9 protein-coding genes and 1 pseudogene are annotated in these 12,603 nt (G+C 39.0%); 4 read left to right on the forward strand and 6 right to left on the reverse strand.

Features of this window, described 5'->3' with window-relative positions; all coding sequences use genetic code 11:
- Positions 1 to 42 precede the first annotated feature (42 nt).
- The gene (locus tag N0824_RS20380) at positions 43 to 474 is read right to left on the reverse strand and encodes an NUDIX hydrolase (RefSeq protein ID WP_108938060.1); all 432 of its coding nucleotides are present in this window, start codon (positions 472 to 474) and stop codon (positions 43 to 45) included.
- Between the two features lie 129 nt (positions 475 to 603).
- Here N0824_RS20380 and N0824_RS20385 point away from each other — a divergent pair, with 129 nt between their 5' ends.
- Positions 604 to 1,533 (forward strand): NAD(P)H-dependent glycerol-3-phosphate dehydrogenase, encoded by a 930-nt coding sequence (locus N0824_RS20385; protein ID WP_108938061.1) that lies wholly within the window; start codon positions 604 to 606, stop codon positions 1,531 to 1,533.
- Positions 1,534 to 1,651: 118 nt separating this feature from the next.
- Here N0824_RS20385 and N0824_RS21655 read toward each other — a convergent pair whose 3' ends face one another.
- The 4 genes from N0824_RS21655 to sir form a co-directional block, all read right to left on the reverse strand.
- Complete coding sequence (locus tag N0824_RS21655) at positions 1,652 to 2,428, reverse strand: HEPN domain-containing protein (protein ID WP_306438778.1); 777 nt, start codon at positions 2,426 to 2,428, stop codon at positions 1,652 to 1,654.
- On the reverse strand, positions 2,424 to 2,732 hold the full coding sequence (locus tag N0824_RS21660; RefSeq protein ID WP_255420546.1) for an MAE_28990/MAE_18760 family HEPN-like nuclease: 309 nt from the start codon (positions 2,730 to 2,732) through the stop codon (positions 2,424 to 2,426). Before N0824_RS21660 ends, N0824_RS21655 begins: the two co-directional genes overlap by 5 nt.
- A gap of 2 nt (positions 2,733 to 2,734) precedes the next feature.
- Positions 2,735 to 3,994, reverse strand: a complete 1,260-nt coding sequence (locus N0824_RS20395; RefSeq protein WP_108938062.1) for a DUF262 domain-containing protein — start codon at positions 3,992 to 3,994, stop codon at positions 2,735 to 2,737.
- A 129-nt stretch (positions 3,995 to 4,123) separates the two neighbouring features.
- Positions 4,124 to 6,061, reverse strand: a complete 1,938-nt coding sequence (gene sir, locus N0824_RS20400) for a sulfite reductase, ferredoxin dependent (RefSeq protein ID WP_108938063.1) — start codon at positions 6,059 to 6,061, stop codon at positions 4,124 to 4,126.
- 196 nt (positions 6,062 to 6,257) lie between these two features.
- On the opposite strand from sir, the gene N0824_RS20405 reads away from it, so the two are divergent.
- Entirely contained in the window at positions 6,258 to 8,657 is a 2,400-nt protein-coding gene (locus N0824_RS20405; protein ID WP_108938064.1) for an FHA domain-containing protein, read from the forward strand.
- Between the two features lie 309 nt (positions 8,658 to 8,966).
- Here N0824_RS20405 and msrA read toward each other — a convergent pair whose 3' ends face one another.
- On the reverse strand, positions 8,967 to 9,629 hold the full coding sequence (gene msrA / locus N0824_RS20410) for a peptide-methionine (S)-S-oxide reductase MsrA (RefSeq protein ID WP_108938065.1): 663 nt from the start codon (positions 9,627 to 9,629) through the stop codon (positions 8,967 to 8,969).
- A gap of 990 nt (positions 9,630 to 10,619) precedes the next feature.
- Between msrA and N0824_RS20420 the strand changes: the two genes are divergently transcribed.
- Together N0824_RS20420 and N0824_RS20425 are read left to right on the forward strand one after the other, a co-directional pair.
- Positions 10,620 to 12,404 carry a VWD domain-containing protein gene (locus N0824_RS20420; protein ID WP_199224940.1) on the forward strand — a complete coding sequence of 595 codons (1,785 nt, stop codon included), beginning with the start codon at positions 10,620 to 10,622 and terminating at the stop codon, positions 12,402 to 12,404.
- A gap of 38 nt (positions 12,405 to 12,442) precedes the next feature.
- Positions 12,443 to 12,603, forward strand: a pseudogene (locus tag N0824_RS20425) (IS630 family transposase); the annotation flags it as partial.

Consider the following 12,603-nt stretch of genomic DNA (forward strand, 5'->3'; position numbering starts at 1 on the left):
GGACGTTTTTGGCAAGGATTGCTTTTATAGCTAAGTTGGGGTTTAATGTGTGGGACGGATTTTATAATCCCGATAACGACGATAATCATTGAGAATGCGATCGTGATCAAAGCATAAAGGTTGGGGGAATTCCCAGAGATGAAAAATCCCGACTTTTTTGGCATCATCGGCAGCGATCGGTTTTCCTTTTGCCGTGGCGATAAAAACGATACTAATGGTGTGTTGACGCGGATCGCGGTTAGGATCGGAATAGACGTGAAATTGCTCGATTAACTGCACCTGTAAGCTGATTTCCTCGTAAGCTTCCCGAATTGCCGCCGTTTCCACCGATTCACCGTAGTCCACGAATCCCCCCGGAATTGCCCAACCAAAGGGCGGATTTTTTCTCTCAATTAGTACGATCGGACGATGGGGCGAGTCGATCAGTTCGATGATAATATCAACAGTGGGGGCAGGATTGCGATAGGTTGTCATTTTTTTCAGTTGTCAGTCAACATTTATCGGTAATCGGTGAATAATTTCATTTAAGACTCATAACCTTAAAATCGAATGCTTTCTAACCAGTCACTGATCAGGGATCACTAATAAGGAGGATCATAAAAGTTGTTAGAAAATGCCAAGAAAATTACGGTTATAGGTGGGGGAATTTGGGGGCAAACTCTCGCTAATTTGGCTAGACGTAATCACTTAGCTGTTAGGGTTTGGTCTCGTCATACTGGGGAAGATTTAGGGGCTATTATAGCAGATACTAACGTAATTATTTCAGCAGTTTCGATTAAAGGAGTTGTTCCCACGATCGAACAATTACAGCAATTACAATTAAATTCTTCCACAATTATCGTCACTGCTACTAAGGGTTTAGACCCAATCACCACTCGTACACCTTTTCATCTGTGGAATCAAGCTTTTCCCGCTAATCCCCTTGTGGTTCTTTCCGGTCCCAATTTAGCTAAAGAAATTAATCAAGGTTTACCCGCTGCGACGGTGGTAGCAAGTTATCAGCAAAAAGCGGCAATATTGTTACAAAAATTATTATCTGGGGAATCTTTTCGGGTTTATCTGAATAGCGATCCCTTGGGGACTGAGTTAGGTGGCACTCTTAAAAATGTCATGGCGATCGCTTCTGGGGTTTGTGATGGTTTACAGTTAGGTACTAATGCTAAATCTGCCCTGTTAACTCGCGCTTTACCGGAAATAATTCGGGTGGGAACTTGTCTAGGAGGTTGTCAAGAAACTTTCTTCGGTTTATCGGGTTTAGGGGATTTATTAGCTACCTGTAATAGTCCTTTATCCCGCAATTATCAAGTGGGTTATCAATTAGCTTTAGGTTTATCTTTGCCGGAAGTTTTGGCGAAATTAGAGGGAACTGCCGAAGGAATAAATACCACAGAAGTTTTGATGAGAATTGCCCAAGAAAAAAATTTATATGTACCGATTACCTGTCAAGTTGATCGTCTTTTGCGCGGGGAAATTTCTCCCCAAGTTGCCGTTTATGAATTAATGCGTCGGGATCTAAAAGCAGAATTTGATTAAGAAACAAGAGATTTTTTAGTAAACAGTAAAAAGTAATCCGTGAGGGGTTAGCGAGTGGGGAAATGATGCCAAATCTGGTTATAATTCACATTTACCAGAAACGCTATATTCATTTCAATCATTCCGAAATAACTAAATAAACTTCTAATCCTCTTTGACCTTCTTTGTCAAATTTTAAGCCTATTTCAGAATCTTTTATCTCTCTGATTGGAATTCTTCGGCGAGGGGTATTTTTGCCATTTTTATTAATTTGAATACTTTCAATAATAGCATTTTGACATATTTTTTTATTTTCACTGACTAAAAAAACTTTTTTACCGACTTCTAGTCTTTTATTGGGTTCCTGTGGCTCATCTGATATTTTGATAGCACAGGCTTTTTTTTGTTGATACCAATTGACAATTTCACCGAGCTTTTGAAGCTTTCCTATCTTTTTCTTCCTATCAACAAAGCAATAAAGAACTAATTCACTCATAGCTTGACATATAGCTTCGACAAAATCACATAATTGTAGTAACTCATTGGCATTAAGAACGGTATCTATTTCTTTACCATGAGCAGAATTATTACGAAGTTCTATAAAATTCTTTAATTCATTTTCCACACTACCCCTACTATTATTGTCAATAAAATTCTTAACTTTTTTATGATTTTCTATCCATTGCCAAGAATCAGTTGCAGATATGCCAGCATCGACTAAAAGTCTGGTTAATTGATCTTTTCTCAGATTAGCTTCATGTAACAAAAAAGCAGCTGATGTGAGATTATATTTAGTTGTATTTTTGTATTCAGTATCAAATAAATTTTTGATAATGTCCCTCTCTGAAAGAGAATCGAAGCGATTTCTTTTATTTTCATTGCCCAGTAATGTAGCACAACCAGTCTGATGCTTAATTTCTTACAGATTCAGGTAAATCTTGATAGCAACTATATAATTGAGGCAGCAAAATAATCCAATCTCCCACTAGATTTTCGACAAAATTTTCGTAAAGAGCATATAACCTTGTGATAGATGAACAATGATCGTTAACTAGCCACTTGTCTCCTAAAGGAGCATTTGCTTGAAGATATTTTAAGTCTTCTGTGTTGAGTTGTGAAGGATTATCCGCAATAATTTCTCTAAGTTTTTCACTGATATTAATTATTGATCGAATGGTCTTTATCTCATCCTTTAGGTTATTTAAAAGTCCTTCAAACATTCTCAAATACTCTGCTTAAGAACTCGTTGAATCAGAGAATCAAAAATTTGAATACGAGCTTTAAAATCATCTTTGGTATCCCCTTCTCCGGTGAAAAGTCCTTTTTTTAATTTTTTATCTTGATGAGTAATTCCCTGGGAATCTTGAGTAAATAAGCTGATAGTTTCATCAATTATCGCTGATTTTCTAGTAATTAATTCTTGATAATCAGATAAATGGTTGCTGAAACTGATCATCACTGCATCATAGTAAACTTTATAAGCTTTCGATTTATGTGTTTTGGTTTTACTATCGAAAGGCTTAAATAACTGATCCTGATAAATGTTAGATACTAACTCTATAGTTTGGTTAAATACTTGCTCGAACTCTTGGATATTCTCGTCGGAAAAATTAAGACTTTTTTTCATCATATAATTATCCAGATAGTTAGATAAATTACCTGTATATTTGTCAATATCCCTCAGGGCAAAAAAACGGAGGATTAATTCTACATCTTCCATCTTTTTATAAAATCTATTTTCTTTAAGTTCTTCTTTATCATCAATAGGAATATCCCAAGCTTTAGCAAAAATAGTATTCTCAGAAAGCTTTAATAAAAGTTCATTGAATTTCCCAGAGTAAATACAGTTTCTTATTTCTTGGCGACTCAAAGATACACCTCCTGTATTGAGGCGTTCAAAAACCAGTTGTTTTAAAGATAAAGATTCCTCTGGGTCCGATAGAGACTCGGTAATAACAACTATAGTTGAAATGGCTCGTCGATTAATACCATCTTTGATTTTTGCAGGAAGACTTTCATAGGTTCTTCCTTCTAATTCAGGCCAGATATCTAACCCTGTTAATTTTAATTTGTTATTATAAAAATTCTCAATTGCTGTGATTCTTTGTTGACCATCCATTACTTCATAGGAGTTATAGGAAGTTTCATAGAGAATCAGAGGAGGTACGGGAATATTCATCAAAAAAGATTCAATTAGTCTCGATTGTTTTTGTGCGTCCCAGCGATCCCGTCTCTGATAGAAAGGACGCTTTTCCATATAGTTAGGTTTATTTAAAGACTCAGCAAAACTAGGCAACTTTTCTCGATTCATTTCTAATAATAATCTTCGTTCACCTTGTTCATATTTTTCATTAATTTCATTATCTGATAATTTTTTAACATCCTCTCCGGAACGTTTTTGCCAAGGATTTGTTTTAGTTCGTGAGATTGTCATAATTTCCCACCAGAGGGGTACAAATTGATATGACTGGACTTCCCTCATTCATTTTTAAGCATAGACTGAGGATATATACGAGAATTAAGAGTTATTGGTAATCTTCCCAGATAACTCTCAAAAGTTAATTCTCTTAAATTGACAACTGGTCACTGATAACTGGTCACTGATAACTGATTAGGATTTTTGGCTGAAATAGGCCTCTAGCGCCTCATTGATGATTTGATTCATCGGCCGTTTTTCCGTTTCCGAAGCTTCCTTGAGACGGACAAACATATCATCGGGGACGCTGACACGGTTTTGATTTTTACGCACGCGTTTGGGTTTTGATTCAGTGGTAGTAGTTTCGGTCATTTTAGGTGTGTAGGTGGCTGAAAATGCTTGTAAAGCAGGGAAATTGACTCGATGACAGAATTCTCCGAAGGTTTCGTTATTTTGTTGATCCTGTTGGAAGTAAACGAAAATCGGTTCTAAGACCTTTTCTAGATCATCGATCGCCATTTTATCCAAATAGGGACGCGCTAGTCGAGTTTGATCGGCTGTTCCCCCTAACCAGAGTTGGTAGGAATTGGGAGCGCTACCCACAAATCCTAATTCTGCCATATAGGGACGCGCGCAGCCATTGGGACATCCTGTCATGCGGATGACAAATTCCTCTTTGCTTAATCCTAAACGATTAAGCAGGGTGCGAATGCGTTCAATCACGCTGGGTAAAATTCTTTCTGACTCAGTAATCGCTAATCCACAGGTAGGCCAAGCGGGACAGGCCATGGCATAACGGGTTAAAGGGTCAATTTCGGCGGGATTGGTAATAATTCCGTGTTCTTTCAGGATCGCCTCGATCGCTTGCTGATCCTTGGGTTCGATGTCGTAGAGAATGATATTATGGTTAGCCGTCAAGCGCATGGGTAGCTGAAAACGCTCGATAATCACTTTTAAGGCGGTTTTTAGCTGAAAACTGCCTTCATTTTTGACCCGGCCATTCTCCACAGAAAGACCAAAAAATAATTTTCCGTCTCCCTGTTCATTCCATCCCAAAAAGTCTTGATATTTCCAATCGGGGAGGGGTTGGTAGGGGGCAATTTTTTGGCCGAAATAACCCTCAACAGTGCTGCGGAATTTTTCTACTCCCCATTCTTCGAGGATATATTTCATTCTGGCATGACGACGATCGCCGCGATCACCGTAATCTCTTTGGGTTGCCACGATCGCTTTTACCAGATCGTACACATTTTCTTTGTCCACATAACCGATCGGATCGGCCATTCTGGGGAAAGTTTCTTCCTTATTGTGAGTCCTTCCCAGTCCACCCCCCGCAAGGATGTTAAAACCTAGCAATTCCCCGTTTGCGTCGGTAATCACCACCAAACCGAGGTCATTGGTGTAGATATCGATGGAGTTGTCTCCCGGCACGGTGACACCGATCTTGAACTTACGGGGCATATAATGTTGACCGTAGATCGGTTCGATGGGATCGTTTTTGTTAATCCCATTTGTATCTTTTTGTCTCGATGCCTTGACTTCTGGTGCTTCTTCTGCACTGATCACTTTTTCGCCATCGAGCCAAATTTCGTAGTAAGCTCCAGTTTGGGGAGTGAGCAAATCGGCGATATTATTGGCATATTCCCAAGCATAGCCGTATTCGGGGCGATTTTTGTAGGGGGCTGGCGGTGCGGTGACATTGCGGTTAACATCACCACAGGCCGCTAAAGTGGATCCCATACTGCGGATAATTTCCCCGAGGGTGGCTTTGAGATTTTTCTTTAAAATGCCGTGCAATTGGAAGCCTTGGCGGGTTGTCACCCGTAAAGTGCCGTTACCGTAGCGATCGGACAAACTATCGAGGGTAAGATATAGTTGCGCGGGAATAAAACCCCCCGGACTGCGGGTACGCAACATCATTTGATAGTCTTTTTCTTGACCTTTGGCTCTATTGTCGCGATTATCCTGTTGATAGGAACCGTGAAACTTGAGGATCTGCACCGCCGCATCGGTAAAATGGGTTGTATCTTCGAGGAGTTCACTGGCCAAAGGTTCTCGTAGATAATTACTGCGTTCTTTGATACCTTCGACTTTAGAAACCTTGGCGGTAGGAGAAATAGGAGTTGTAACCATCGTCTAACAGCACGATAACCTGTGGATAGGTCTTAGGAATAGGAATTTAGACAAGCTCGATCGATCCTAAGAAGTTTTACTAAGATGATCTCTAGAGTTCGTTGCAGACTCTGAGGTTAACAGTAGCGATCGAGACATCAATTCTATCTTAGCTTCTTACCGTCCCCCGCGAACGCCATCTACCGATCGACTTTTTATGACCAATTCTCCCAACATTAAAACGGTTATTAGTCAAGAACCCTACATTATTCTTAATAATCAGGGAGAAATTCTCCCTTCTATTAATCTGAGTCGTCCTAATTATAAATTGGGACGGGATGCTCAACAGGTGGATTTAGTTGTTCCCCCACACTGGAAGGTGGTGAGTCGAGTCCAAGCTTGTTTTCGTCGTCAGGGAGATGATTACTATATCTACGATGGAGACGGGACTAATCCTAGTTCCAATCAACTTTTTATCAATAATCGCGTCATTACTCCCAAAGAGGGCTATCTTTTACGAAATGGAGATGAGATTAATATCGGTCAAGATGCCAAAAATTCGGTCAAGATCACCTATTATCATCCTAACCAACAGGTAAAAAGCCAATCTTTCGCTTTTAAATCGGTTTCCCTCGGCCATCGCAGTGTAGTTTTAGGACGAGATAATGCTGCGACTGTGGTTTTAGACGCACCGACAATTTCCCGACAACACGCGATTATCGACAGCGATAACCAAAATCGTTATATTCTCTACGACAAAAGCACCAATGGAGTCTTTATCGACGGAGAAAAAGTATCGGGTAGTGCCATTTTAACCAACGGTTGTACAGTGAGAATCGGCCCCTATAGTTTTCGGTTGCAGGGAGATGAATTAGTTTTATTAGATACGGGGGATAATATCCGTCTGGATGCCGAAAATATCGTCAGGATGGTGCGGGATAAAAAGAAACAACCTTTGATAATTCTCAATCATATCTCCTTACCGATCGAACCGAGTCAATTAGTGGCGATTGTCGGGGGAAGCGGTGCGGGAAAATCGACTTTCTTAAAGACTTTATTGGGAATTGAACCCACCACCTCGGGAACTGTTTATCTGAATGGGGAAGAGCTGCGCCAGAATTTTAATATCTATCGCACCCAAATCGGTTATGTTCCCCAATACGATATCGTTCACAGGGATTTAACTGTGGGAGAAGTGTTATATTATGCTTCTAAATTAAGGCTACCTCCGGATCTTAATTGCCAAGAAGTGATCGAGAAAACCCTAGAGCAGGTGGAATTGTTAGCAAGAAGAAATACTTTAGTCAGAGACTTAAGCGGTGGTCAGTTAAAAAGGGTGAGTATTGCGGTAGAATTATTAGCCAATCCCAAATTATTCTTTTTAGATGAACCCACCTCGGGATTAGACCCCGGTTTAGATAAAAAGATGATGGAATTGCTGGCAAAATTGGCCAAAGAAGGCAGAACAATTCTCCTAGTCACCCATGCTACTAATAATATCAATCTCTGCGATCGATTAGTTTTTCTTGGTCAAGGGGGCAATTTATGTTATTTTGGTTCTCCGGGGGAGGCCTTAAATTTTTTCTCTTTACCTCAGGGGGATTTTGCCGATATTTATATTCATCTGGAAACTAGCGAAAAAGTTGAGCAAGAATGCCAACGTTTCCAAAAATCCGACTACTACAAAAATAATATTGAAGCAAGAATCGGTAAAATATTTCAGCAAAATCATAGTAAACCGCAACAGGTTCAACAATCTTTTTGGTCGCAACTACAGGTTTTATGTCAACGCTATAGCCAGTTAATTATCCGTGATCAATTTAGTTTAATTTTATACCTATTAACCGCCCCGATCGGAATTTTCTTAATGGCTATGGTTTTAGGGGACGAAAATCCTTTATTTTTGGGGGATAATCCCAGTTTTGAGCAGGCTATCCAATCCGCACCTTTAGCCTTAAAAACTCTCTTTGTTTTTACCTGCGCGGAATTATGGGTAGGTTTTGCCTGTTCCCTACAGGAAATTGTCAAAGAATCGCCAATTTATCGGCGAGAAAGATTAGTTAATCTGGGATTATTACCCTATTTATTGTCAAAAAGTCTGGTTTTAGCAGCCTTAGCTTTTCTGCAAACAATTGTAATCACCTGCGTGATATTTTGGGGATTTACTGACCCGCAACCGGAATTAATGACCTGGTTAATTGGCTGTTTTATCACCACATTTTTAACTATATTTGCGGCGATTAATCTCGGTTTATTAATTTCTGCTGGTGTTAGTAATATCACCCAAGCAAATAGTGCCTTACCTTTAATTTTAATTCCTCAGATTATCTTTGCTGGGGTATTATTTAACTTAGAAGGTCTGGGAAAATATCTATCATGGTTGATGATTAGTCGCTGGTCGATTGGTGCCTACGGGGTATTAGTAGAGGTGGAAGCTATGATTGCAGAAGCGAAAGAACAAAATACTTTTAAGCTCCCTTTACCCTTTGAGGATACCAATCAAGTTTATCAATTATCTATCAATAATTTGTTATTGAATTGGGGAGTATTAATTCTTCATTCCCTTATTTATTTTATCCTTACCTATTGGTGGCAAAAAAGAAAAGATATTTTATGATCTAAATTATGAATGATGAATGATGAATGATGAATGATGAATGATGAATGATGAATGATGAATGATGAATTATGAATGATGAATGATGAATGATGAATGATGAATGATGAATTATGAATGATGAATTATGAATGATGAATGATAAATTATGAATTATGAATTATGAATTATGAATTATGAATGATAAATTATGAATTATGAATTATGAATTATGAATGATAAATTATGAATTATGAATTATGAATTATGAATGATAAATTATGAATTATGAATGATAACTGATAACTGATAACTGACTCCTAACCGTACTTAATTTAACTTCAGATCAAGAGCGATCGGACATTCCACTTTCGTTCCCCCTAAACCGCAGTAACCGCCGGGGTTTTTAGCTAAATACTGCTGATGATAACCTTCAGCATAATAAAATTCAGGTGCGTCGATAATTTCCGTGGTAATTTGACCGTAGCTCGCTTTATTGAGAGCGTCTTGATAGATCGATCGAGATTTTTCCGCTAATTGCTTTTGCTGGGGACTATAGGTATAGATACCCGATCGATACTGAGTTCCCGTATCATTACCCTGACGCATTCCTTGGGTGGGATTATGACTTTCCCAGAAAACCTTTAACAGTTGTTCGTAGGAAATCACACTGGGATCATAGACCACTAAGACCACTTCATTATGCCCAGTCATGCCGGTACACACTTCCTGATAGGTGGGATTAGGGGTGATACCAGCCGCATAACCCACGGACGTGGTGTAAACTCCTTCTAATTGCCAAAATTTGCGCTCTGCTCCCCAAAAACAGCCTAAACCAAACATTGCGCTTTCCATACCGCCTGGAAAGGGGGGCTGCAAAGGATGACCGTTAACGTAGTGGCTGCTAGGTACGGGCATTTTTTCCGATCGCCCGGGTAGTGCTTCCCTTACTGTGGGCAAAGTTAATTTTTTTCCGAATCCGAATAACACCATAATAAGAATTTGTCCAGAAAGTTTTACTTTACTTTACATTATCGCTCAATTTTAGGGATTTCAGCGATCGGTGATCAGAACTGAGGCTGCAGCTCAATTTTTGTCAATCTACTGAGTTGGGATTTTGAAAGGGAAACTCTCGGCTAAAACTGGGCGTTATTTCTGATTTTATCACTCAATCCCAACCCCGGAGCGCATTAGTTTTTCGGTGGGATGCTTACAGGCAGTTGTTCATACATTTGTACCAGTTGAGGCGTTGCTGAATCAAGGTATGAATGCCAACTTTGCATCAGATGCAAAAGTTAGTTTGGCTCTAGGTTTTAAAAATACCAGAAAAGAAGATTCATATCTCAAATCAGCAACGCCTAAATCCGACATTCCGCACATCTTCATATACTTTTATGTATTTTTATAGCAGTTTTCATCAGAATGAGGTGTAGGCAAGGGGCTTAAGCCCTTTGTTGGCAAAACTTGTCGATACCTCAGTAAAGTGAAAAGTGCTATACATTCCCCAAGATGTTTTGACAAAAAACCTTCATTGTAGAAACTACTATTGAGAACATTTTCAATAATTGATTTTTTCTGAGAAAAAAATTTACAATTCTTCACCTTGATAAAAATCCATCATTGTAGCTATAATCCTTACTGGTAAGGGGTGGTCAGAAATATATTAGTAAAAATTATCAATTGAATGTTAAGAAGTGCGGAAAGTGGGTATATAAAGGTTCTCACGCCTGTGTGGCACACTTAAACCTTTGCTAATTAAGCTTTTCAACATTAATAATGTACCTCGTGCGAACAGGAAACGCTATAGTCCGATATTTAAATCCGATGTTAAAAATTGTTTCCTCAAAAATTTACTTCCGCAAAGACCATCTACAATACCACATAACGATGACTTTAATGTATCTGGGCTATCGCTAGTGCCAGTCTCATAAGTCTTGATCGATTAAATGTAAATGCAAACAAGTAGTTGATGGAAAGGATGTTATGACTAATCTTCTTCAGGCCACTCTCAACAAGACCTATAACCAACTGAAAAACTTTGCTGGTTTAAATGACTTCTGGAATTTGTTTGAAATAGCATTTGGTACACAATATGACCATACAGTAGCCACAAATCTCCGTTCTCAATGGCTTGTAGGTGATTTTAGTTCATTTCCACAAATTGAAATCCTTGATAGTAGCATTCTTGGTAATGCTAGTGGTGCTTATGGGACTAGCACGAATAAGATTTATCTCGCTGCTAATTTTCTTGATACAGCTACGGAGACAGACATTATTGCGGTTTTGTTAGAAGAATACGGGCATTTTATTGATGCTCATATCAATCAGACGGATAGCGCTGGTGATGAGGGAGACATTTTTTCTAGGTTGGTGCGTGGTAATATTCTCAGTGCTGTGACATTACACACTTTGAAAAATGAGAATGACTGGGCAACAATTACTGTAGGTGGCCAGAGTATTCAGATAGAGCAAGCGCTTACACCAGCCGACTTAGTATCGGCGTCGACTTTCTTAATCAATCAAGATGTTAAGGATAATTTTTGGTATGAAAATGTCCAAACAATGCCTTCGGCGATTGGTAGTCCTGTTGCATTCAGGGCGCGGTTTAAAAACATTTTGTTACCTTCTGGCAGTACTCCTGCCATTATTCCTAATATCCCTTATGCTCCCATACCTACAGGTGCGCTAAATGGTCCAGCCGCACCCAATACAACATTGATTGATCCGCTAGATTCCACGGAGAAGGGACTACTTATCCATACCTCTGTAAATGGGACAGGTTCAAGTCTATTTTTTACAAATTTATGGGAACCCACGGATAACGCTAATTTATTCCTTGCTAATTCATTCGCAACCAACCTAGGAAATGCGACAAATACCCTAACAAGAGAACTACTTGCTGAGGATACATTCAACGGATCAACTGTAAATTTAGGTTATTTATCCCGTTCTCAAGGTAGCTATATTAAAGCAACTTTAGTTTGGACAGGAGTTCCTGGCGGCGGTCTTAGCACGGATGCTAACTTAAATTTGACGTTAGAGGGGAATAATAGTGGTTTAATTTACACTCCTAGTTTTTTACCGCTCAATACTGCTAGTTTTTTACCTTCTGGTATGGGGTTTAATGGAACAGATAATGTTGCTGGCGGTACTATTAACGCGGTTGATTACATCGAACAAATTTATATTCCAGCAGCTAGTTTAAATCCGTTGGACAGTGCTTACAAGGTTAAGGTTGATGGGACGCTAGGTTCTGTATCCCCTATTACAGGTCAAGATTTTTCCATCTTTTTCAGTGTTGCGGGTGTTGTCGGTAACGGTCATGGTTGGGGTGATGTACATCTGTCAACTTTTGATGGTAAACCCTATGAATTTCAAACAACTGGGGAGTTTATTCTTGTGAAATCCCTGATAGATGATTTTCAAGTGCAAACTCGCCAAGAAGCTTCACCTTATTGGATTGGTGCTTCAGTCAATACTGCTTTTGCTATAAATCTTGGTGGTTACAATATTAACTATGATATAGATTTAGCACAGGATCAAAGACTATCTATTGATGGACAAAGTTACAATTTATTGAGTGGTCAAACCCTTGATTTGGGTATCGGTCAGATAACACGTTCTGGCTCTCAATATACCTTTACTTATGCTGGTCTAGATGGTATTATTAATACCAATGACGATGATCTAGTAACAGCTTTTGTCTATGAGGATACGATTAATACTAGTCGATATTATAGCACTTCTTGGAGCTATGAGGTACAATGAAAAGCAAATAGACAAATAATAGAACTCGCCAGCTTCCTATGAGACCCTATTCCGTAGATTTTCGCCAAAAAATTATCGATGTCTGGAAGAAAGAAAAAATTTCTATTCGAGGACTAGCCCAGAGATTTGACGTGGCTAAAAGCTTTATTCAGAAGTTATTGAAGCAACATAAAGAAACAGGAGATATCCGTCCTCGTCC

Origin of the sequence: Microcystis sp. 0824 (assembly GCF_003112475.1) — a bacterium.
Taxonomy (GTDB): Bacteria; Cyanobacteriota; Cyanobacteriia; order Cyanobacteriales; family Microcystaceae; genus Microcystis; species Microcystis aeruginosa_C.